The organism is Methylobacterium sp. AC315 (assembly GCF_979253755.1).
In genome coordinates this window covers 175,527-198,200 of the sequence record NZ_CEEDEA010000009.1, presented here as the reverse complement: position 1 = coordinate 198,200, position 22,674 = coordinate 175,527, and the positions used below count along the sequence as shown (strand labels likewise).

Annotated in this window: 13 protein-coding genes; 6 read left to right on the top strand and 7 right to left on the bottom strand. The window is 68.1% G+C overall.

Annotated elements, in window-relative coordinates; genetic code table 11:
* Positions 1-113 precede the first annotated feature (113 nt).
* On the bottom strand, positions 114-1,010 hold the full coding sequence (locus AC0IY0_RS17255; RefSeq protein ID WP_471764770.1) for an adenylate/guanylate cyclase domain-containing protein: 897 nt from the start codon (positions 1,008-1,010) through the stop codon (positions 114-116).
* Between the two features lie 1,014 nt (positions 1,011-2,024).
* Positions 2,025-3,263: a cytochrome P450 gene (locus AC0IY0_RS17250; protein ID WP_471764769.1), complete on the bottom strand. Its 1,239-nt coding sequence runs from the start codon at positions 3,261-3,263 to the stop codon at positions 2,025-2,027.
* A 249-nt stretch (positions 3,264-3,512) separates the two neighbouring features.
* Between AC0IY0_RS17250 and AC0IY0_RS17245 the strand changes: the two genes are divergently transcribed.
* Positions 3,513-3,767: a hypothetical protein gene (locus AC0IY0_RS17245; protein ID WP_471764768.1), complete on the top strand. Its 255-nt coding sequence runs from the start codon at positions 3,513-3,515 to the stop codon at positions 3,765-3,767.
* 203 nt (positions 3,768-3,970) lie between these two features.
* Here the strand turns inward: AC0IY0_RS17245 and AC0IY0_RS17240 are convergent, their stop codons facing one another.
* Genes AC0IY0_RS17240 through AC0IY0_RS17230 form a run of 3 tightly spaced genes read right to left on the bottom strand, consistent with a single transcriptional unit; the run spans position 3,971 to position 7,250 of the window.
* Complete coding sequence (locus tag AC0IY0_RS17240; protein WP_471764767.1) at positions 3,971-4,828, bottom strand: alpha/beta fold hydrolase; 858 nt, start codon at positions 4,826-4,828, stop codon at positions 3,971-3,973.
* A complete protein-coding gene (locus AC0IY0_RS17235) occupies positions 4,825-6,096 on the bottom strand; it encodes a multidrug effflux MFS transporter (protein ID WP_471764766.1) in 1,272 nt (423 codons plus the stop codon). The genes AC0IY0_RS17240 and AC0IY0_RS17235 overlap by 4 nt, the downstream gene beginning before the upstream one ends.
* Positions 6,087-7,250, bottom strand: a complete 1,164-nt coding sequence (locus AC0IY0_RS17230) for a glycosyltransferase (protein ID WP_471764765.1) — start codon at positions 7,248-7,250, stop codon at positions 6,087-6,089. The genes AC0IY0_RS17235 and AC0IY0_RS17230 overlap by 10 nt, the downstream gene beginning before the upstream one ends.
* Before the next feature lie 888 nt (positions 7,251-8,138).
* Between AC0IY0_RS17230 and AC0IY0_RS17225 the strand changes: the two genes are divergently transcribed.
* The 3 genes from AC0IY0_RS17225 to AC0IY0_RS17215 are packed head-to-tail and all read left to right on the top strand — an operon-like array spanning position 8,139 to position 12,399.
* The gene (locus AC0IY0_RS17225) at positions 8,139-8,900 is read left to right on the top strand and encodes a response regulator (RefSeq protein ID WP_471764764.1); all 762 of its coding nucleotides are present in this window, start codon (positions 8,139-8,141) and stop codon (positions 8,898-8,900) included.
* 2 nt (positions 8,901-8,902) lie between these two features.
* The gene (locus AC0IY0_RS17220) at positions 8,903-9,904 is read left to right on the top strand and encodes a cytochrome-c peroxidase (protein ID WP_471764763.1); all 1,002 of its coding nucleotides are present in this window, start codon (positions 8,903-8,905) and stop codon (positions 9,902-9,904) included.
* On the top strand, positions 9,901-12,399 hold the full coding sequence (locus tag AC0IY0_RS17215; RefSeq protein WP_471764762.1) for a two-component system VirA-like sensor kinase: 2,499 nt from the start codon (positions 9,901-9,903) through the stop codon (positions 12,397-12,399). Before AC0IY0_RS17220 ends, AC0IY0_RS17215 begins: the two co-directional genes overlap by 4 nt.
* Positions 12,400-12,805: 406 nt before the next feature.
* Here the strand turns inward: AC0IY0_RS17215 and AC0IY0_RS17210 are convergent, their stop codons facing one another.
* Together AC0IY0_RS17210 and AC0IY0_RS17205 are read right to left on the bottom strand one after the other, a co-directional pair.
* The gene (locus AC0IY0_RS17210; RefSeq protein ID WP_471764760.1) at positions 12,806-15,448 is read right to left on the bottom strand and encodes an MHYT domain-containing protein; all 2,643 of its coding nucleotides are present in this window, start codon (positions 15,446-15,448) and stop codon (positions 12,806-12,808) included.
* A gap of 247 nt (positions 15,449-15,695) precedes the next feature.
* On the bottom strand, positions 15,696-18,659 hold the full coding sequence (locus tag AC0IY0_RS17205) for a response regulator (protein ID WP_471764759.1): 2,964 nt from the start codon (positions 18,657-18,659) through the stop codon (positions 15,696-15,698).
* Positions 18,660-19,089: 430 nt separating this feature from the next.
* Here AC0IY0_RS17205 and AC0IY0_RS17200 point away from each other — a divergent pair, with 430 nt between their 5' ends.
* Together AC0IY0_RS17200 and AC0IY0_RS17195 are read left to right on the top strand one after the other, a co-directional pair.
* Positions 19,090-20,598 carry an ATPase domain-containing protein gene (locus AC0IY0_RS17200; RefSeq protein ID WP_471764757.1) on the top strand — a complete coding sequence of 503 codons (1,509 nt, stop codon included), beginning with the start codon at positions 19,090-19,092 and terminating at the stop codon, positions 20,596-20,598.
* The gene (locus AC0IY0_RS17195; RefSeq protein WP_471764756.1) at positions 20,598-22,643 is read left to right on the top strand and encodes an ATP-binding protein; all 2,046 of its coding nucleotides are present in this window, start codon (positions 20,598-20,600) and stop codon (positions 22,641-22,643) included. The genes AC0IY0_RS17200 and AC0IY0_RS17195 overlap by 1 nt, the downstream gene beginning before the upstream one ends.
* Positions 22,644-22,674 lie beyond the last annotated feature (31 nt).

Here is a 22,674-nt window from a genome sequence, read left to right as displayed (position 1 = left end):
CCCGGATTGCAACGCCGAAGTCGCAGTTTGGCCCCGGGAAAAGTTCGGCGGACCAGTCGCCCTCGTTTCGCTGATCGTGCCCCGCCTGCCGCCGAAAGGGGGGGCCCCGCGCATCACTGGCCGGATGGCGCTTCCGACCTCGGCATCGTCGAGTTTGTTCCGCGCGCCTTCGGAATACACACCGGGCGGATGGACAAACCGGTCCGCCGCCCGGTGTGAAGCGGAATCGCGAACAGGCGTAGGACGGTACAGGCTCCGCGCACGGGCCTGACGGCCATGAGCTGTCCCTCGCTGGACGTCGCCTCCTGCACCACAGCTTCTGATGCGAGGCAGCTGCAGGCGAGGGTGCGAGTCATCTGCTCCAGGCGACGCGCCACGTTGACGGTGTCGCCGACCGCGGTGAACTCGACGCGTTCCGCCCCGATGGCGCCGACGAAAACCGGACCGCGGTGCAGTCCGATGCCGATGCGGACCGGCGGCAGACCCGTCTGCTCCCGTTCGCGGCTCCACTCCGACATGGCAGCAGCAAGCGCGCGGGCCGCCGCGACGGCGCGATCGGCATCCTCGGGCGTTGCATCCTCGGGCGCTGCTTGCGGCACGCCGAACACGGCCATGACCTCGTCGCCGACGAACTTGTCGACAAGGCCGCCCGCCGCCTCGATCGCCCGCGCGGCGCGGACCCGAAAGTCGGCGAGGAACGCTGCGACATCCCCAGGCGGCATAGTTTCGCAGAGATCGGTAAAACCGCAGATGTCGGCAAACAGCACCGTTGCCTCCTGCTCCCAACCTGCGCGCAGAGCGTTGGAATCGGTCTCGGCAACCCATCGGGCGACTGCAGGGGCGGCCAAGCGTGCGAGGTTGTCCCGTTGCTGCATCACCGTGCGGGCTGCGGAGCGCAGGCGCTGAACGCGCAGCGCGAGACACGTGGCGGCAAGCCCGGCGACGCCGAGCGCGACGGGTTCAGGCGCGGTCGCGGACGCCAGCCCCAGAACCAGTGGTATCGGCGCCACGGCGAGGAGCGGACCGTCCCATGCTGCGGCGGCAGTCCAGCCTCGGCGGAGGCTCTCGGCCCACTCAGCCCCCCGCCGCGCGGGACCCAGCCGGGACAAGGTGTCCACCCTCACGGCGGAAGTTTCCGAAAGGAACATCGCCGGCATCAGCATCCCGAGCAGACGCGGCTGATGACGCGCTGTGCCCTGAGATGCTCACGCTCGACAGCGGGAGAACGCCAGTCCCGGCTCGTTCGGGACGAAAGGGGGACAGTGGTCGCGGCGAGGCTCGGCACGTCGGGCTGCGTGAAGCGTGGGGCCGGCTGCGATCGTACGGCGGTCGGGACCGACAGGGGCAAGAGAAGGGCTGCAATCGCCGCGCCCGCCGTGATTCTGGTCCGATGAGCGATCATGGTTTCGTACTCCCGACAGTGAGGCATCAGGAGTGCGGCAGCTATCTTACGCCACGATTTCTTCGATCTGAATACTTATGACAGTGGAAATACGTAAAAACAGTTCCCGTCGCACGTACGCGCCGTAATCGATTTCGATTGTATTCGATTAGCATGTGCAAACACGCATGACCGCACTCAGTCCGGTGGGTCAGGTGCGGTCGGACGCACCGTTGGAACGTCAGCCCGTCCCGCGGCAGCTCTCTGCGAGATCCAGTGTTCGATCCGGCGGCTCCGCGCACTCGGCCGCCGTCGTCCGTGATCACGGGCGGATTGTCGGGCTCACCGGCGCCGACGGTTCAAGCGGGATGCGTCAGGACAAGTCGAGCCCGACAGGACCACAACGTTGTGGCCACCGTCGACCAACAGGCGGGCGATACGCGAAATCGGATTGGAACGCCTCGCGGCTGGCTTCGCGCGAAGAAAAACCTTCGTCGGGCGCCCTTTGCGCGCCGGGAAGACGGCTGCCGTGCTGTCGCGACGGCAACCAGGAGCGAGGCCGGGGGCGGTCTGTCGGGGCGCAGCTGCGGAACGCGATCGACGCGGTTGCGCCTACCGTGGACGGCGGAGGCGGTAGGCCGCGCTAGGCGGCAACCCTCAGCGCATCGATGCGGCGGATACCGCTGTGGCCCTGAAGGACCGGCATCGCCCCGGTCATACGCAAGCGTGGGGCTAGGCGCGTCAGGGCGCCCAGGCCCTCTTCCAGTTCGATCCGCGCCAGGGCCTCGCCGATGCACCGGTGTGCGCCACCGCCGAAGACCGGATGCAGGCGTGGTAGGTCGGTGCGCCGGGTGTCGAACGTGTCGGGATGTGCGTAGACAGCCTCGTCCCGCAACGCCGACAGCGTCGAGAGCAGGATCAGGCTTCCGGCCGGCACGACATACCCGTCGAGGCGGATCTCCTCTCGGGCGACCCGCTCGGCGGACCCGACGCTCGGCTCGTAGCGCAAGGATTCCGCCACCGCGGCGGGGATCAGGCTGGGATCTCCGCGCACCGCCGCCCATTGCTCCGGATGTTGCAGCAGCAGCGCCACCTGCATGGCGCCGGCGACACGGGTCGTATCAGTGCCGCCGATGATCATCTGCACGAGTTGAACGATCACCTCTTCGGGGGTGAGTTCACCCGCCGCCTCGGCTTCCGCGAGGAAACGCGTCAGGAAATCGTCCCGGGGCGCCGACCGGCGCGCCTCGAGAAGGGCCTGCACGTAATCGTGGAGCGCGACCGCGGCCGCCTCGAGTTCCGGGATGTCTTCCGGTCCGAAGGTAAAGCTCAGCACCCGTGAGACTTCATAGGCGAGATGCGTGAAATGGGGGATGTCCCCACGCGGCAGGCCGAGGATTTCGGCGATGGTTTGGGCCGGGATCAGGGCGGAGTAACGCGCGACAAGGTCGATGTCCTCCTCCGGCATCCAGTCCTGGACGAGGCTCTCCGCGGCAGCGCGGATCCGCGAGCGCAGACCTTCGATGATCCGGGCCGCGAAGGTGCGAGTGAAGGGCGAGCGGCGCCGGCGATGCACCGCCCCGTTGGCGTTGAGCATACCGTGCGCGAAGATGTCGAACAGCGGGCCCTCCGGAATCCCGCGCGCCTTGGGATAGAGCGTCTCCGTCGCCTGGACACGAGGGTCGCGCATCAGCAGATCGACATCGCGGGCGCGGAGGACGAGGAAGCCGGCGACCTCGTGACCGACGACGGGCAGCCGGGGTCGCCAGGTGCGGAACACCCCGTGCGGATCGGCTTCCAACTCCGCCACCGTCAGCGTCGGAATGTCGATGGACGGCTCGGGGATGCCAGCGTCGAGCAGACTGTCTTCGGTACCGTTCATCCTGGGGGCCTCGCTGCTGAACTGCGCGAGAACCGTCGGAGGCCCGAGCTACCGGATGATTTCGGAAGCTCGTCCGATGGTTACGATCATAACATTCCGCGCCGCGGCCTGTGAGAAAGGACGCGCGAATGGCTCCGGTGTGCGCAGGAGCACGTCCAGTGCAGCGTGTTTCGTGCGTCAGAGACTCGGAAATCACGCCGTAACTTAGCCCTTCGAAAAAGCTGTCGCTTGGCAGAAGGAGAAGTCTTCATGGATGCAGGGCCGGCGAATAGCGACGACGTCTTCGAGGCGTTGCTCAGACGAACGATCACGGACTCGGTGATCGGCGGCAAGGAACACGGGGTCTCGGGTTCTGAAGACCTCATTGCTCGCCTACGGCATTATGAGCGACGGGCGCTCCAGGAGCAGCTGAGCACGCAGACACTCCAGGTCATTTCTTCGGCGCGGCGCCTTCTCGGCGACCGGTCGGAGATGGGCCGGTACCGTGACGTTGGTGCGCCCTGACGACGGTGCGCCATGACGTTTGACGGCGTCCGGTCAGGATGCCGTCCCGCTGATCCGTGCCGAGCGGGCCATGCTTCGGACCCAACACCGCGGGTTCGGGAGGGCGCGGGCCGCTCTCCTTCCAGGGAGCGAGGCACGGTGCGCATGCCCGCGCCGCTGCAGGACGAACGGAGCCCGTCGGAAGGCCTTCGCGCCACCTTCGTCTACGGCGCGCGGGTCGTCAGGCCGACCGACAGGAAGCGCTCGATCATCGCGTTGACCTGGTCGGCCACCTCGAGCGTGTTGAAATGGCCTGCGAGCAGGGTCTTGGCCGTGACGAGTTGCGGGCAGAGTTCGCGCAGTCGGTCGAGATCGCGCGCCGCCTCCACCAGGGGCACGTCCGCCGAGATGTAGGCCATAGGTATCCGGCAGGCGCGCGCCGCCGGCACCGGATCGTGGTGCCGTACCATGTTGCTGAGGGCCGAATAGGCCACATGCTGCGGCGTTCTCAGGCAGGGGCCGAGGATGAACGTGTCGAAGAGTGCCTGCCGCCGCGCCGGATGGTCGTGATCGCAGCCGATCGCCCAGGCCGTGTTGCGCACGACGCTCCGGTAATCCGGGCTGCCGACGCCCGTCAACAATCCTTCGATCTCGGCCATGCCCGCCGCGTCGGGCGAGGGCAGGACGATCGTGTCGATCATCACGAGACCGGCGGCGAGGTCGGGATGGCGACCACACAGCTCCAACGCCACCGCGCCGCCGAGGCTGTGGCCGATGACCAGCGGCTTTACCAAGCCCAGCGTCCGGCATTGCCACGCGATGTCCTCGGCGAAGCCCTCCATCGTGTAGTCCTGCTCCGGCGCGTCGCTGGCGCCGTGGCCGCGCAGGTCCACCGCCACGACGCGGTGCGTCTTCGAGAAGTGCCGGATCTGCGGCGTGAAGATGCCATGATCGCCGGTCCAGCCGTTGATCAGCAGCAAGGGATGCCCAACAGGCGTGAGCGGTCCGGCGTCGATATGGGCAAGCCGGGTGCCGTCGCGCGTCAGGTGGCGCGGCTGCCAGGAGGGTGGGTCGAAGGTCATGCGGGCTCTCCGTTCTGTCGGGAGGGGGAGGGGGATGAGGGCTGCCGCCGTGCCGGCCGCGTGAGGCCGGCGTGGGCGGCGAACGCCGTGAGGCAGCAGCCGAGCATGACGGCGGCCATCGACAGAGCCGACCGGCCGTCGAAGAACCGGGCGACGACGTCGCTCGCGAAGGCCGCGCTGGCCATCTGAAGGAAGACCGCGACGGCGCTGGCCGAGCCTGCGGCTTCCGGGCTGACATCCGTGGCGCCGTGCATGGCGTTGGGCGAGATGAGGCCGAAGGCCAGGGCCACGCCGACCATCGCGGCGATCACCGGCGGGGCCACGGGAGGTCCGATCAGCGTGGCGGCGAGGAGGATTGCCGCCGAACTCGTCGCCAAAACGAGGCCGGCACCGATCACCCGCTCAGGAGCGATGCCCCGGGCCGAGAGGCGCCCATTCAGGAACGCGCCGCCCATCACCGACAAGGAACTCGCCCCGAACACCAGCCCGTAGGCCAGCGGACTGAAGCCGAGGGCGTCAATGAACACCAGTGCGGAACCGGTGATGTAGGCGAAGACCGCGCCTGCCGCCGCGGCGTTGCACAGCGCGTGGCCGAGGAAAGCCCCGCTCGCCAGAATCCGGCCGTAGCCGCGCAGGATCCCGGTGGCCGCCGGCTCGGGACCGGGCCGCCGCCGCAGGGGCTCGTCGATGTGCCGGATCCCGACCAGGGCCACGAGGGCGGCGGCGATCGGCGCGGCGTGGATCAGACGCCAACCGCCGAGATCCATCACTTCCGCGCCCACCGCCGGGGCCACCATCGGCACAACGTTGATCATGAGGACGACGAACGACATCCGCGAGCGCGCCGCCTCGCCCCTGAACAAGTCCCGCACCATCGCCAGGACCGCCATGCCCGGGCCCGCGGCACCGATCCCCTGGAGGGCGCGGAACAATAGGAAGTGCGGCAACGTCCGCGCCGTAGCGCAGCCGAGGCTGCCGCCGATGAGGAGCAGGCAGCCGCAGGCGACGGCGGGCTTGCGGCCCAGGCGGTCCGAGGCCGGACCGTAGACCAGCAGCGCCGACCCGAAGCCGAGCAGGTAGGCGCTCATGGCCGCGCCCATCGCGGACGGCGGGACATGCAGCGCGGCCGCCGTGTCCGGCAGGCTCGGCAGGATCATGTCGATCCCGAAGGTCGGGAGGGCCGCCAACAGCCCGAGCAGGGCCGAGAAGGCGGCTGAGCCGGGGCGGATGCCGGGATGCCCCGGCACGAGGGCCCGGATCAGGCCCAACGCCGGTCTCCGCCCCGATCCGAAGCCCTGTGCGACGCTGTCATCGCCTCGATCTCCCGGACGAGGCCGGCCGCGTCGAGATCCGCCCGCACGGCCGCGCCGAGGACCCTCGCGGCTGCCCGGAAACTCGGTTCCGCCAGAAGCCGGCGGGTCGCCGTCGCAATCTCGGTCTCGAGCGCCCCGGCAAGAAGACGCAGGCCGGCGCCGCGCTGGGCTATACGGGCGGCGTTGTCGGCCTGGTCGCGCGCGAGCGGGATGACCAGCAGGGGCACGCCGTGCAGCAGCGCGCGACTGACGGTGCCGTGACCGCCCTGGCACACCACCAGATCCGCCTCTGCCATGAGGGCGTCATGGGAGGCCGCCGCCACGACACGGATGGTGGCCGGGGCAGCGAGATCCTCCGCCACGACATTGTGGCCGGTGGTCACGACGGTCTCGGCATCGACCGTCCCGAGGGCACACGCGATGCGCCGCAGGAGGTCGGTCTGGTTCTGGGCGCCGGTGCTGCCGGCGACGAGGATCCGGGGCCGGCGCGCCCCGGGCCATGCGGTCAGAGCCCCGCGGGACCAGCCCGGTTCATCGAGCAAGGGCCCAATGTACCGATAGTTGGCAGGAAGCGCTTCGGTGTCGAAGTCGAAGGTGCGGCTGATGGCCAGGAGGACGCGCTCCGCCTTTTCGAAGTGCGCGAACGCGGTGGCGACCGGGGGCAGCCCGAAGGCGCGCCGTGCGGCGTTGAGCACCGGCCTTCCCTGTTCCATCGCGGACACGATCGCGGTTTTCGCTGCCTCCACTGCGGCCTGCTCCTCCGCGTTCCGCGGCGGCGCCAAGCCACTGGCTGCTGTCGGAATGCCGGGTAGCGGACGGATGCTGACATGCGGCGACAGGACTGCGTGCGGCAGTGCGGCGGCCTCGGCCGCAAGGGCGCAGCCGACCAGGAGATCGATGCTCAGGACGGCGTCGGTCGGAACGCGGCGGATCTCGTCCAGCGTATCCGCCGCGTAGGTACGCGCCGGCGCGAACATGGTCTTACGCAGCCAGTCCGCCAGATCCGAGAAATCGGCCGGGTCGGCATCGATGCCGGTCGGAGCCCGGCGCCACCCGATGAACGGGAAGCCGGCCGCCTCGACCTCGCCACGCATCGCCAACTCGGCCATGACGCGCGGGTGGTGGCCCGCCCGGTGCAACTGCCGGGCTGCCGTAAGCACAGGGCTAAGATTGCCCGCGGTTCCCCATGAGATACATAAGACATGAAGCGGCATGGTCTTGATCTCCCAATACGATCGCGCATGAAGGCGTTGTTTCGGATTGTAATTCAGCTAATACATCTCAGAAATTAAATTTATTACGTCGATATTAATCGATATTAGCATTGCTGGTGCCGATACTGCGCACTAATATTGACAAGAAATTCGATATAATCTGGATGCGTATGGTGGATACATCCGCCGTAGGCGAAGCCGATCGTCAAAGCCTCCAGCAGCCATGCGAAGGCGCCACGTCCCGCTGAGGGGCCAGCGACCAACGGTGGAGTCGGGCCGGTACGATCCCGGGATCGGCTGCCCGGCGGCTGCCCAGTGTCCGCTACGGGATCCCGCCAATCTGGTCCGGACTTACGGAAGTGTCTGCGGCTGCGCGGGCAGACCGCCGCGATCACGGCATCAATCATGGCCACCTCTCCACTACGAGAAGTCGACAATTGTATTTTCGAGTTACATCGCCATGTCGGTCAGCATCAATTCATATTACAGCCGTAACAAACCGTCTTTTCGTTCGTCCGATACAGCTATGTCCAGGGCGAATGCTCGTGTTGTGTTGCCCCGCACAATATGAAGGGCGCAATCCTTTGGGGGGCATGATATCAGCTTCGCCGTGCAAGGCCCGACGTCCGGACGTCCCCTGAAGGGCGGCCGGGGTGGGTCGGCGAAGGATGGGTCGGTCTCCCGGGCGGCGCAGTCCCCCAATCCGGGGCAGCTGCCTTTGTCCGTGAGCCGGCGCATCGAGATCGTGCCGTCGCGGCAGGCTGCCGCGAAGCGGAGTTGGCCATGATCGAACCCAGTCTGGACCGGGGTCACGGGCGGAGCGCACGTCCCGGCGCGACGCGCATCCTCCTCGTCGAGGACGATGCGGGCATGCAGCGCATCGTCTCGGACCACTTCGCCGACCACGACGTCGACGTCACCCCAGCGACCGACCGAGCGGAGGCGGAGAAGCGGCTTGCGGAAGGCACTTTCGATCTCGTCGTGCTCGACCTGAGACTGGGGTCGGAGAACGGGCTGGATCTCTTGCGCGACCTGCGCGCCAGGAGCGACCTGCCGGTGATCATCACCACCGGTCACCGCCGGGACGAGATCGACCGGGTGATCGGTCTCGAACTCGGCGCGGACGATTACCTCGTCAAACCCTACGGTTTGCGTGAGCTGCTCGCCCGGGTGCGGGTGATCCTGCGGCGAGCCGAGGTCGTACCCGTTCCAGCCCGGGCCCAGGAATCTCACCGGAGCCGCTTCGACGATTGGGTTCTCGACCGGCGTCGCCGGCGGCTCACCAACCCCGCGGGCGCGGATGTCGCCCTCAGCAAGGGCGAATACGCGCTGCTGGTGGCCTTCCTGGACGCCCCTCAGCGTCCACTGAGCCGCGAGCAGCTCCTTCAGGCCACCCGCGTCCACGAAGACGTGTTCGACCGCAGCATCGACGTCCAGATCCTGCGGCTACGCCGAAAGCTGGAGGCGGATCCCAGCACACCGCGCCTGATCGTCACCGAGCGCGGCGTCGGCTACGTCTTCGCCGCGCACGTCGAGAAACTATAGCCGTGGCCCTGCCGCGCTTGGCCCGGTCCGCCGCCGCCGTTCTCGTGGCTGGCCTCGTGGGCAGCGCCCTGGCCGTCCTGCCGCCGTTCGCCCAGGAGCAGCCGGCCGGCGGCCGTCTTCCGGCCGAGGCCGTGGAGGCGTTGGACGTCATCACGCCGGTCCCGAGCAGCCTCGGGTCGGATCCGGACCGGATCGCACTCGGCCGGATGCTGTTCACCGACACCCGGCTGTCGCGCGGGGGCGACCGGGCCTGCATCACCTGCCACGACATCCGCAGCAACGGCGCGAGCGCGGTCGCGCGGAATCTCACCGCCGACGGCACGCCCGCCCCGCGCAACACGCCCACAGCCTTCAATGCGGCACTGAGCTTCCGCCTCGGCTGGGCGGGCGATATCCCGACCCTGCAGGACCAAGCCGAGCTCGCCCTGATGCGACCGGAATTCCTGGGCGGATCGTGGCCCGATATCCTTGCGGTGATCCGCGACGATCCGGCGTTCGCCGAGCCGTTCCGCGCCGCTTACGGCCGGGAGGCCGATCGGGAGGCCGTGATCGACGCGATCAACAGCTTCGAGCGCAGCCTGCTCACCCCCGACAGCCGCTTCGACCGGTGGCTGCGCGGCGACGCCCACGCCATCACCGAGGCGGAGCGGGCGGGCTTCGCCCTGTTCCGGGGCATCGGCTGCGCCGCCTGCCACCAGGGCGTCAATGTCGGCGGAAACCTGTTCGAGAAGGTCGGGATCTTCGTCACGATCCCCAACAAGGCCGCCGAGGTGCTCCGGGTCCCCAGCCTGCGCAACGTCGCGGTCACGGCCCCCTACTTCGACGATGGCGGCATCGCGACGCTACCCGAGGCGGTGCGGCTCATGGCGCGGGCCCAGCTCGGCCGGGAGCTGACGGCTTCGCAGACCGACGCGATCGTGGCGTTCCTCGGGACCCTGACCGGCTCCTACGCGGGACGCCCCCTCACGGCTCCGAACGCGCCCTCCGCGGTGCCGCAGCGATGAGGCTGACCGCGCAGGCCGCTGTCCTCGGCGCGCTGCTGGCCGCGCTTCTCACGTGGCTGATGATCAACGGCAAGGGCGAGATGGACGCCGCCTACGTGCGGACCCAGCGAACGATCGACGCCATCGCCCTCGCGGAGTCCCGGATGCAGCACGACGTGCTCCGCGCCAGGACCGGGCTCCTGCGCAACTACGATCCGATCGTGGCCCACCTCCGGGACATGCGCGCGGCGCTGGCCGGGATGCGCGCGGCGAACGGCCCCGACGACGGCGAGATGCACGCTTTGGCCGAGGCGATCAGCCGGGAGGCGCAGATGGTCGAGCGCTTCAAGACCGGCAACGCCCTCGTGCAGAACTCGATCGCCTATTTCGACTCCCTCAGCGACCGCATGTCCGAGCCGGATATCGATCCCCGGCTCGCCCGCGCGGTCGCCGCCCTGCAGATACGAGTCTCGGAGCTTGCCCGGGACGCGAGCCCCGAGCGGCTCGACGCCATCCGCGCCCGGCTCGACGCCCTCGCTGCGGCCCCCTGGGGAGCGGACAGGGGTGCGGACATAGGCGCCATCGTCCTGCACGGCCGTCAACTCCTGGATCTGCTGCCGCAGGTCGACACCATCACCCGCTCCCTTCCGGCAGCGTCGAGCGAGGCGGCGCGGCAAGCCTTGCTGGAGGCCCGCCGCGCCCTCAAGGACCGGCGGCAGGCCCGCGCGGACGGTTTCCGACTCGCCCTCTACGCAGCGGCCCTGGCGCTGCTCGCCCTGGTGGTTCGCGTCGGCTTCCTGATGCGGGCCGGCACCGTGATCCTGCGCCGGACGATCGTTTTCCAAGCCGTCGTGGCGCGGGCCACCAACCTGTTTCTCGCCAGCCAGCCCGACGAGATCGAAGGCCACATCGTCGATGCCATGGCCATCGTGGGCGAAGGAGCGGGGACGGACAATTGCTACGTCCTCATGCTCGACGGCACGGATGCGGTGCATCTCTGGAATCGGCCGGGGCATCGGGCCCCTTGCGGATGGCCAGATGCGCAACGGGCCCTGGTGCCCGAGATCACGGCCGCCCCGGAAGACTACATCTTCATCGAAACGGCGGACCGGCATGGCCCTCCGGCCCTGCTTCAAGCCCTCGCGCGGCGTGGGGTCACCACATTCACGTGCGCGCGCATGCGCCGTCAGGGCAGAATCGTCGGCGTGCTGTGCTTCGAGCGCACGAGCAGCACCCTGCCGCCCTGGATGCGGCACTCGCGTGGCCTCCTGCAGGTCGTCGCCGACAGCTTCGGGGCCGCCCTGGAGCGCCAGCATGTCTGGGCGGAGCGCCGCGAGATCGAGGCGACCCTTCGGCGAGCGCAACGGCTCGAAGCGATCGGGATCTTCGCAAGCGGCGTGGCGCACAACATCAACAACGTGCTCAACGTGATGCTCGGCCATGCCGAGATCGCCGCGGACGCCCTGCCGGCCGATCCGCAACGGGCCCGCAAGCAGATCGATTTTCTGGTCCAGGCGGGTGGCCGCGCGCACGAGATCGCGGCGCAGATCCTCGATTACGGGCGGCGGGGCGGCGCCGCCCAGAGCACAAGCGCGGTGGATGCGATCGTGTCCGAGACGGTGGCGCAGATCCGAACCTCGACCGCCGACCCGACCACGATCCGCCTGACGGGGGCTGCCGAAGGCGCAGTCGTAGATGGCGAGCCGGCACAGCTGCAGCAGGTGGTCCACAACCTCATCCGTAACGCGATGCAGGCCTCCGAACCAAGCGCGGCGGTCGACGTGCAGCTCGCGCGCGTCCGGCTACCCGAGCGGCGAACCGTCTCCCACGGTGAGCTGCCAGCGGGCGAGTACGTCCGTATCCGCGTGGCCGATACCGGCCGCGGAATGGATGACGGGACGCTCGCGCGCATCTTCGAGCCCTTCTTCACCACCCGTCCGGCCGGAACCGGGCTCGGGCTCGCCACCGCCTTCGAGTTCGTCCAGGAGCAGGATGGGGCCTTCGACGTGCACAGCGCAGTGGGGGAGGGCAGCACGTTCGAGGTGTGGTTGCCCGTGATCCCGCAGGCAGAAACCGCCACCTCGGTCGCCGGCGCAACCGTCATGGTTGTCGGGGGCGTGCGCGCGGCTGTGCAGGAGGATGAGGAGACCCTCGCGGCACTGGGCTACGAGCCCATCGGTTACACCGACACGGAGGCAGCGCTGGCGGCCCTGCGCGCGGAGCCCGAGCGCTTCGACCTGTTGATCGTCGAAAACAGGCCGTCGGGTCCGTTGGGTCTCGCCTTCGCCCGCCGGGCCGCCGCGATCGTGAACCGTCCGATCGTCCTGTCGCTCTCGGCCGCAGACACGGTGAGGCCGGAGGTCCTCTCGGCCGTCCCCATCGTCGATGTCGCACGCCGACCCTGGCGCTCGACCGCGCTCGCGCTCACGCTGCGACGACATCTGGGATCCGAGATGCGGAGCGCACCGTCCCGGCGCGACACCGCGAGAGCCAAGCGTTTTCAGAAGAGTACTTGATCAGAGACCCGGATCTACTGCTATTTCGGCTTGGTAAGTCCCCGCCGTTTCCCTGAGAGCCGCTTGCGAACGCATTGCCATCGGGAACGGTTTAAGTCCGTGATCCTAGGCGCTCACGTCCGCCGAACTGGCACTCATTTTTGCGGCAAGCGCTCAAGCTGCAACCGCCTCTGCTCGCAGACGGAAGTACGGATGGCCTGCCTCTCAACATCGAGGGCTTCTCTTTGGCCGGACCTAGCACAGTAATGATTATTTATTTACGACATTGATGCATCTTAGACTTACATCATACGCGATATAACACACCTCCTGGAAACGGTTTCGGAAGAAACAGTCGGAGTTCGATCCAGGAAAGCGTGAATAATGGGATTCGGTTTCCCGTCGCTCGGCCACGGACGCAGTCAGTCTAGTTATCCTGGGTCGAGCTGGTTTCCTGGCGGTTGTCGAGCTTGCGCAATGCGGTGGCGATGTCCTGGAGGCTGGCATCGCCCTTGCGCAGGACGCGGTCGGCCTTCGACAACCGGTCGCGCTCCTCGGCCGTGACATCCCGGGCGCTGAGGACCACCACCGGCACGTCGGCGCAACCCGGCAGTCTTCTCAGACGGTCGAGGAACGAGAACCCGTCCATCACCGGCATGGTGAGGTCGAGGAGGATGAGGCGCGGCACGCCGAGCCCGACCTGATCCAGCGCCTCACGGCCGTCGCCGGCCTCGCGGACGCTCCAGCCGTTGCGTTCGAGGGCGGTCCGGAGACGGTGCCGCATGTCCGCATCGTCGTCGACCACCAGGACATCGCCGTCCGCGGCCCGGAACTGGTCTAGGATCGTCCGGAGACGTCCCCAGTCCACGGGCTTCGGCACGGCATCGACGGCTCCGAGCGAGGCGCTGAGCGTCGCGTCGGCGACGAAGCTCACCATGACCACCGGGATGCCGGCGGTTTCTGGGTCCGACTTGAGGGCCGCGAGCACAGACCAACCGTCCATGTCGGGCATCATCACGTCTAGGAGGATGGCGCGGGGCTTGAGCGACCGAGCGAGATCGAGGCCGGTGCGCCCGTCCCCCGCCGTGCGCACGGAGAACCGCTGGCGTTCGAGGAACCGGGTCATGAGCTCGCGCTGGGATGCCTCGTCGTCGATGACGAGCACCAAGTCCTCCGTGCGTTCGCCGTTCTCCGGCACCGCGTCCCGCCCGTCATCGACAGTCCGGTCCGGTGCTGCCGCCGGCACGCGCAGGGCGAAGCTCGTTCCCTCGCCCACCGCGCTCGTCACGGTGATGTCGCCGCCGAGCAGCTGAGCGAAGGCACGGCTGAGTGCCAGCCCGAGCCCGGTCCCGCCGTAGTTGCGCGTGGTGCTCTCGTCGGCCTGCGTGAACCGCTCGAACAGGCGGCCGACCTGCTCGGGGTTCATGCCGATGCCGGTATCCCGGACTGTGAACCGGAGCCAGTCGCCGCGGGGGCCCGCCTCCCGTCCGGCTTCCAGGGTGATGGTGCCGCCCTCGGTGAACTTAGCCGCGTTGGAGAGCAGGTTGAACAGGCACTGGCGCAGCTTCACCGCGTCTGTGCGGGCCTGGCCCGCATCGCCGGCCACGTCGAGTACGAGGACGTTTCCCTTCTTCTTCACCAAGGCTTCGACCGTGGCGGCCGCGTCCGCGACGAAAGCGGCGACGTCGATGTCCTCGGGATAGAGCTCCATCTTCTCAGCCTCGACCTTCGACAGGTCGAGCACGTCGTTGATCAGCCCGAGGAGATGCTGGGCGTTCGACTTGATCTTGCCGAGATCCTTCAGGAGGCTCTCCTGCCCGAGTTCCTCCGCCTCCTCCTCCAGCATTTCGGAATAGCCGATCACGGCCGAGAGAGGGGTGCGGAGTTCATGGCTCATGTTGGCCAGGAACCGGCTCTTGGCCCGGCTGTGCTCCTCGGCGGCGTCCCGCGCCTCCTTGAGCGCGACCTCGAACGCGTGGCGCTCGGTGATATCCTCGTGGACCCCTACCCACTCCCGAACCGTCCCGTCGGCATCACGCACCGGCACCGCCCGGGCCACGTAGCGGCGCCAGCCGGCTTCGGCGGTGCGCACGCGATGCTCGACGGTGTAGGGGGCCTCGTCGCGCAGCGCCTGGGTCCAGGTCGCGACCGTCGCGGCGACGTCCTCGGGATGGATCGCCTCGGCCCATCCCGCGCCCATGTAGGTCTCCGGTGCCTGCCCGGTGATGGCGGCCCATCCCGCCTGCTCCTCGACGAAGCGCCCCGTGGCATCGGTCGTCCACATCACGCCGTTCACGGCCCGGACGGCGGAGCGGAAGCGCGCCTCACTGACGTGCAGGCGGCGCTGCACCCCGCGCTGGTCGAGCGAGGAGGCGATCATCGCCAGGAACAGGATGAGGAAGGTGACGCCCGCCACCGCCAAAGCGAGGTCGCGCTGGCCCGCCGCGAGGGTGGCCACGTGGGGCGCATGAGCGCCGGCCTCCTGCGCGGTGAAGGTCGCCGCGGCCATCCCGGTGTAGTGCATTCCGGCGACCGCCAACCCCATCACGCAGGCGGCCGCGAGCTTCTGCCAGGGCCGGTTGCGGCGAAAGGTGAGCCATAGCGCAGCGGTGGCAGCGGTGACCGCGATGGCGACCGACACCGCCACCACGGCCGGATCGTAGGCGAGGTTGCCGGGGACCCGCATGGCCGCCATTCCGGTGTAGTGCATCGCCGCGACGCCAAGGCCCATGAGCGGGCCGGCGACCAGCAGCGAACCCGCGCCCGTTCCCCTGCGTGCGACCCAAGCGAAGGCTCCGGCGGTGACGCCCACCGCGATCAGCAGGGATAGGAGGGTCAGTCCGAGATCGTAGGCGGCCACCATCCCCATTTCGAAGGCCAGCATGCCGACGAAATGCATCGACCAGATGCCGCCGCCCATCGCCACTGCGGCGCCGGCGCCCCAGGCCCAGCGGGGTCCGGCGTCGGGGCGCCGGACCCGCGCGCCGAGATCGAGGGCTGCGTACGAGGCGAAAATCGCGATGATGATGGAGAGTGCGACGAGGAGAGGATTGTATCCGGTGTGAACCATAGGACTTCCGGTGCGTGGTGGGCGGTCGTAGCACCGAACGACTGCGGTCTTCGGTCGATCTCCGAATCGTGAAGGCCCGCTTCCGGCGGGAGCGCTCGCCGCCGAACCGGATACGGATCCAGCGTCGGCGAACGTATCGGATCAAGGACTTGGAGCAGCTCCCGAGCGCAACGCGATAGGGAATGGCTCTCGCGCCGGTGGCTCGGCAGCGCCCGATCGCGTCTGCAGGCTTTGCCGCAGCCCCGGGCTACGTGACCACCGAGCGCAGCAGCGCTGGCAATTCGTCGAGGCCGACTTGGCCCTTGCGCAGGACGCTGTCGGCCTGCCCCGCCAGTCGCCGCCGGTCCTCGCCGTCGACGTCCTTGGCGGTCAGCACGACGACCGGGATCGAGCCCCATTCCGGCTTGGCCCGCAGGATGCTCAGGAAGGTGAAGCCGTCCATCTCGGGCATCATGAGGTCGAGCAGAACGAGGCACGGCCGCTCGGCGGCGACGGCGGCGAGCCCGACCTTGCCATTCTCGGCGGCGACGATCCGCCAGCCTTCCCGGGACAGCCTCGCCGCCATCCGGTCACGCGTGTCGTCATCGTCATCGATGACGAGCAACGGACCTTCATGGTCCTGGGGACGGAAGCGGTCCATCACGCCATGGAGTTCGTCCCAATCCACCGGCTTCTGCAGGTAGTCCGTGGCGCCGAGGGAGAACGCAAGGTTCCGCTCGCCCAGCACCGTCACCATGATGATCGGCGTGTTTCCGAGTTCGGTATCGCCACGGAGCGCACGGAGGACCGACCAGCCGTCCATCTGCGGCATGGTCACGTCGAGGAGGATGACCCGAGGCCGCAGGCGGTGAGCCATGTCCAAGCCCTCCCTGCCGTCGACGGCGGCCGCGACCTGGAACCCGTCGCGCTTGAGGAAGCGGGTCAGGAGATCGCGCGTTGCAGGATCGTCGTCCACGACGAGGACGACGCCCCGCCCGGATGCGTCATCGGACGGCGTCGGCCCGGTATCCTCGTCCACCTGAGGTGCGTCGTTCGTTCCGGCGATGCGCGCCGGCACCGACACCGTGAAGGTCGTCCCACGCCCCGCCTCGCTGGCCACCGCGATGGTGCCGCCCAGCATGGATGCGAACGCCCGTGTGATGGAGAGGCCGAGCCCCGTCCCGCCGAACTTCCGCGTGGTCGAGGCGTCGGCCTGCGTGAACCGCTCGAACAGCCGTGCCTGCTGATCCGGGCTCATGCCGATTCCGGTGTCGCTTACCCGGAAGGTCAGCCAATCGACGCCGTCGCGTTCGCCCCGTTCCGCCGACAGGGTGATCCGTCCGCCTTCCGTGAACTTGGCTGCGTTGCTCAGGAGGTTGATCAGGCATTGGCGCAGCTTGGTCACGTCGGTGCGCGCGTCGCCGAGGTCGGCGGCGAGGTCCAAGGATAAGGCGTTCTCCTTGGCGGAAACGAGAGATTCCACCGTAGCCGCGACGTCGCGCACGATGGCGTCGACGGCAAAGTCCTCGACGTAGGTCTCCATGCGCTCGGCCTCGATCTTCGAGAGGTCGAGGACGTCGTTGATGAGCCCGAGGAGGTGGCGGGCATTCGCTTCGATCTTGCGCATGTCGGGCAGCAGGTCGTCGTGGCCGCCGTCCTCCATCTCCTCCTGCAGCATTTCGGAGTAGCCGATCACCGCCGAAAGCGGCGTCCGAAGCTCGTGGCTCATGTTGGCGAGGAACTCGCTCTTGGCCCGGTTGGCCTCCTCCGCGGCCTGCTTGGCGGCAGCCAGATGTAGCTCGTCCCGCTTGCGTCCGTCGATGTCGGTCACCACCATGACGGCGCCGATGCAGCGACCGTCGATGTCGCGCATCGGCACAGCCGAGAACCCGACCCAGGCGCGGCTTCCATCACCGCGCTGGTAGTCCACCTCGAGATCCGCGCGCGGCTCGCCGTCCCGCGCCACCCGGGCCAGCGGCCATTCTTTGGGATCGACCCGGCGCCCGTTGGCGTGGAACCCGATCCAGCGTTCCGGCCGCTCGCCGGTCGTATCGTCAGCCACCTCGTGCCCGAGAATCGCTCCGGCGCGGGCGTTGTGACCGACGATGCGTCCGGACGGCGCCTCCGCAATGAGGACGCCGACGGGGAGCGTCTCCATCACCGTCCGCAGAGTAGCCTCGCCCGCCCGCATGCCCCGGCGCGCCTCGGCCTCGCCGGCTTCCGCCAGCCCGGCCGGTATGGTGCCGGCGAACAGCGAGGCGACGTGCAGGTCGAGGCCGGTGAAGGCATCGGGGTGGCTGGACTGGAGCTTCAGGACGCCGACGGCCTCGCCTCCGCGGAGGATCGGGACGCAGACGGCCGAGCGGGCGCCGAGCGCTTCGACGAGGTCTCGCCTGACCCGGGGATCGACGAGGAGGTCCGGGCAGAGGACCGGCTTGGCATTCATCAGGCAGTGGCCTGAGAGGCTGCCGGCGATCGGGACGCGCAGCCCCACGTGGGCGCCGAGCGCACCGCGTGCCGAGCGGTAGACCAGTTCGTCGCCCTCGCGCAGTTCGATCACCGCCCCTTCGGTTTGGGAGACCGCGGCCATGACGCCGCCCACAAGGGTATCGAGAATGACGTCGCGATCCCCGGCCGCCTGGGTCACGGCGGCCTGGGCGGCGATCAGCGCGTTCTGCTGATCGATCAGCGCGGCCTGGCCGGAGAGAAGGCCCTCGCGCTCGGCGACCGAGCGGCGCAGCTCCATCTGTGACATGACCTGTCCGGCGAGCGCGCGCAGGGCTGTCGCCTGCCGGTCCGTGAGACCGTCCGGTCGAGGAGCCAAGTCGATCACGCAGAGACTGCCGAGGCGCTGGCCGTCGACGGCCTCCAACGGCGCACCGGCGTAGAAGCGAAGGCTCGGTTCGCCGGTGACGAGTGGATTGTCTCGCGTGCGAGGGTCCAGCGACAGGTCCGGGATGACCAGAATGTCCGGTGCGCCCAGAACGTGCGCGCAGATCGATTTGTCGAGGGATGTCTCGCACGAGGCAAAACCCGACTTTGCCTTGAACCACTGGCGGTCGCCCGCCACGAGGCTGACGAGCGCGACCGGGGCGGAGCAGATCAGCCGAGCCAGCTCGACGATATCGTCGAACCCCTTCTCGGGAGGCGTGTCGAGGATGTCGTACTCGCGAAGCGCTTCCAGCCGGCGGGCGTCGCCGACATGAGGCGGGAGCGTACGGGTGTCGGTCATGGGCGGCTCGCTGTCGGGAACGGATGCGCTCGCCGACGCAAGGCCGCGATGTGACGGGATGCGGAGTTCGGGTGCCCCCGACAACACGGTGACCGCGCAGTGGTTGCTGGCCCGCCCCGGCCACGTCTCCGGGCGGCGCTTCCCGCACCGGGGTGTGACGCGACGCGTCGGATTCGAGCGCGGCGGTCCAGGCTCGTGCCGACGCGCTGACCGCCCTCGTCCCGCCGCGCGCAACGATTGCACCCACGGCGTCGTCGGTCTGATCGAAGCCCTGTTAGGGGGCTGCTGCCCCACGACAAATCCGGGCTCACGTCATGGCAATTGCGATGGGACCAAACCGCCAAGCCGGAGTTGTCGTCCGAACACGTCTCCCAAGGTACCCGGGAGCTCCTGATGCGGGAGCCGGATGCCGCTATCCAGATGGGGCCCGATGGCCGAGTCCGTTACGACGCACGTCCCCCGGCCTCGCGACATCCTGTCGACGGGGATCGATGGCCTCGACGAGATCCTCGATGGTGGGCTAACGCGCAGCCGCCTTTACTTGCTCGAAGGGACGCCCGGGACCGGCAAGACGACTGTCGGCCTTCAGTTCCTCCTCAACGGCGTCGCCCACGGGGAAAAGGGTCTCTACGTCACCCTTTCGGAAAGCGCCGACGAGCTTTCGTTCGCTGCCGGGACGCACGGGTGGTCTCTGGACGGCATTGAGGTCTACGAACTCGTCAACGAACTCGGCCTCGACCCCGACAGCGAGCAATCCGTCCTGCATCCGTCGGAGGTCGAACTCGGAGAAACCGTGCGCGAGGTGATCGACCGCGTCGACAGCCTCAAACCGCAGCGGGTCGTTTTCGACAGCCTGTCCGAGCTTCGCCTGCTGGCCCAGAACCCCCTCCGCTACCGGCGCCAGATCCTGGCCTTGAAGCAGATGTTCGCGTCCAGGAAATGCACGGTTCTCCTGCTCGATGATGGGACCGCTGACGTCCAGCTCCACAGCATCGCCCACGGGGTGATCATGCTGGAGCAGATCCGGCGCGGTTTCGGCGCCGCACGCAGGCGTCTCAATGTCCTGAAGATGCGCGGCGTCAAGTTCCACGGCGGAATGCACGACTTCGTCCTGGATACCGGCGGCGTCGAAGTCTTCCCCAGCCTCGTTGCGAACGATCATGCCGCGAAGTTCGATATGACCCCGGCATCGACCGGCTCGCATGAGCTCGACCTTCTCCTGGGTGGAGGGCTAGCTCCCTCGACCAATACCCTGCTGCTCGGTCCCTCGGGGGTCGGGAAGACCACCACGGCGGTCCGCTGCATGCTGGAAGCGTTGGATCGCGGGGACAAGGCGACCTACTTCCTGTTCGACGAGGGTCGGCAGACCATGCTCACGCGCGCCAGGGCGCTGGGAATGGACCTCGACGCGCATCTTTCCAGCGGCAGGCTGGTCATCGACGAGATCGAGCCGGCCGAATTTTCGCCCGGTGAATTCGCCTGCCGGGTACGCGGCACCGTCGAGACGCGGGGCGCCAGCTTCGTCGTGTTCGACAGCCTGAACGCGTATATCCACGCCATGCCCGGCGAGGAACACCTCGTCCTGCAGATGCACGAACTCCTGAACTACCTGAACCAGAAGGGCGCAACGACCCTGCTGGTTCTCGGTCAGCACGGCGTGATCGGCGACGTCCGATCGGATATCGACCTCAGCTATCTCAGCGACGGCATCCTCCTGTTCCGGTACTTTGAGTCCAATGGCTCGGTTCGGACCGCTCTCTCGGTGGTGAAGAGCCGCGTCAACGCGCATGAGCGCACCATTCGGGAGCTCAAGCTCTCCCCCATCGGCCTGCAGGTCGGCGCCGCCCTGACCGATTTCCAAGGCATCCTGTCCGGCCTGCCGACCTACGACGGCAAGGTGGCGCTGATCCCCGGCGGCGACGCGGCGGAGGCGCCGTGATGCCGTCTCTCGACCCTGACGGGGAACGCGTCCTGATCCTTGCGCCGCGCGGACGCGACGCGATCGTCATGGCGCAGCTGCTGTACAAATCCGACGTCCTCACCACCGTCTGTGCCGATGGCGACGCATGGCTCGACGGCCTACGCACCTCCGTTGCGACGTCGATCGTGACGGAAGAGGCGCTTCTCGACGTCGATCCCACAGCGCTGAACGCGTGGGTCTCGTCCCAGCCGCCGTGGTCGGACTTCCCCTTCATCATGCTGGCGACGCGGCAGGCCGGACGACGCACCTCCTCCGCCGCCGCCATGATCGAACGCCTCGGCAACGTCGTCCTGCTGGAACGCCCGATCAACGCGGAAACGCTCCTCAGCGCGGTCTCCTCGGCCTTGCGGGTCCGCCGCCGCCAATACCAGGCTCGGCAGCATATCTGGGAACGCGAGGATGCCCAGCAGCGGCTGCGCATCGCGAACGAGACTTTGGAACGTCGTGTCGAGGAGCGTACGCGCGAGGTGGAAGCGGCGCGCGAGACCCTGGCCTTCGCGCTGGATTCCGCCAGCATGGGGTCGTGGGATCTCGATCTCGTCAACGATACGGCACGACGCTCGCGCCGACACGATGCGATCTTCGGCTACGACGTGCCGATTGCGTCGTGGGGCATGGCCGAGTTCCTGAACCACACCGTGCCGGAGGATCGGCTCTTGGTAGAGACCGCTTTCGCCACGGCGGTCGGGACTGGGACACTGGACATCGAATACCGGATGTCGCGGGCCGATGGCGCGATCCGTTGGATCGCAGCCAAGGGTCAGGTGGAGTATGGAAACGACGGACGCCCTGTCCGTATGGCTGGCATCGTCGTCGACCGGACCGACCAGCGAAATACCGAGGAAGCCCTTCGCCAGGCCCAGAAGATGGAAGCCATCGGGCAGCTGACCGGAGGCGTGGCGCACGATTTCAACAATCTGCTCACCGTCATCGTGGGCGGCCTCGACATGATGATCCGCAAGCCGGAGAACACCGAGCGCGTCGTCCGCCTAGCGGAAGCCGCGATGAATGCGGCGCGGCGCGGCGAGCAGCTCACCCAGCAACTCCTGGCGTTTTCGCGCAGGCAGATGCTGCGGCCCCAGACCATCAACCCGAACCGCCTCCTCACCGAGTTCAAGCCGCTGGCCGAGCGGGCGGTCGGCGGCGCACTGGAGCTCCGGTTGGATCTCGACGCCCTCATCGACCCGATCCGGATCGATCCGGCGCAGTTCGAGGCGGCGGTCCTGAACCTTGTCGTCAACGCGCGCGACGCAATGGAGGGGGGTGGCTCAAGGATCGTCGTGCGGAGCCGGAACCTGCACCTCGATACCGCGGCGGTTGCCGGCAAGGGCGTACCGCCGGGGGCCTACGTCGAAGTTTCTGTGATCGACCAGGGCAGCGGCATCACCCCCGAGACGATGGCTCGGGTGTTCGAACCATTCTTCACGACGAAGGAGGTCGGGAAAGGAACAGGCCTCGGCCTGTCCCAGGTCTACGGCTTCACCCGCAGCGCAGGTGGATTCATCGGCATCGACACGGAGCTTGGTGTCGGCACCACGTTCCGCCTCCTGTTCCCACGTTCGGCCGAGCCAGCCGGAGACGAGGTTGGCACCGGCGGCGGCACCCTCCCGCTTCGTCGGGCTACCGAAGGCGACACCGTGCTTCTGGTCGAGGATGACGAGCAGGTTCTCGGCATGGCCGTCGAAAGCCTCGAGGAACTCCACTACCGCGTGGTGGTGGCCCGCAACGCCGCCGAGGCCGTCGTCCACCTCCAGGGCGTCGAGCGGATCGACATCCTGTTCTCCGACGTGATGATGCCGGGCGGCATGAACGGCTCGCAGCTCGCCATCGAGGCGCAGCGCCTCCGGCCCGGCCTCAAGGTCCTCCTGACCTCGGGTTACGTGGCAAACCTCGAAGAGGGACAGGTGATCGGGCGCGGCGATCTTCCTGTCCTGAACAAACCATACCGGCGCGATGAACTGGCCCACTCACTCCGTCTCGTCCTCGGAGGAAAGCGTTGCTGAGGATCGTGACGACCTGATACTTTTATAATCG

Excerpts from the sequence above, each read along its gene's own strand:
- AC0IY0_RS17240 (WP_471764767.1), bottom strand. The coding sequence starts at position 4,828 with ATGACCTTCGACCCACCCTCCTGGCAGCCGCGCCACCTGACGCGCGAC.
- AC0IY0_RS17245 (WP_471764768.1), top strand. The coding sequence starts at position 3,513 with ATGGATGCAGGGCCGGCGAATAGCGACGACGTCTTCGAGGCGTTGCTC.
- AC0IY0_RS17210 (WP_471764760.1), bottom strand. The coding sequence starts at position 15,448 with ATGGTTCACACCGGATACAATCCTCTCCTCGTCGCACTCTCCATCATC.
- AC0IY0_RS17250 (WP_471764769.1), bottom strand. The coding sequence starts at position 3,263 with ATGAACGGTACCGAAGACAGTCTGCTCGACGCTGGCATCCCCGAGCCG.
- AC0IY0_RS17200 (WP_471764757.1), top strand. The coding sequence starts at position 19,090 with ATGGCCGAGTCCGTTACGACGCACGTCCCCCGGCCTCGCGACATCCTG.
- AC0IY0_RS17195 (WP_471764756.1), top strand. The coding sequence starts at position 20,598 with ATGCCGTCTCTCGACCCTGACGGGGAACGCGTCCTGATCCTTGCGCCG.
- AC0IY0_RS17225 (WP_471764764.1), top strand. The coding sequence starts at position 8,139 with ATGATCGAACCCAGTCTGGACCGGGGTCACGGGCGGAGCGCACGTCCC.
- AC0IY0_RS17230 (WP_471764765.1), bottom strand. The coding sequence starts at position 7,250 with ATGGCCGAGTTGGCGATGCGTGGCGAGGTCGAGGCGGCCGGCTTCCCG.
- AC0IY0_RS17215 (WP_471764762.1), top strand. The coding sequence starts at position 9,901 with ATGAGGCTGACCGCGCAGGCCGCTGTCCTCGGCGCGCTGCTGGCCGCG.
- AC0IY0_RS17205 (WP_471764759.1), bottom strand. The coding sequence starts at position 18,659 with ATGACCGACACCCGTACGCTCCCGCCTCATGTCGGCGACGCCCGCCGG.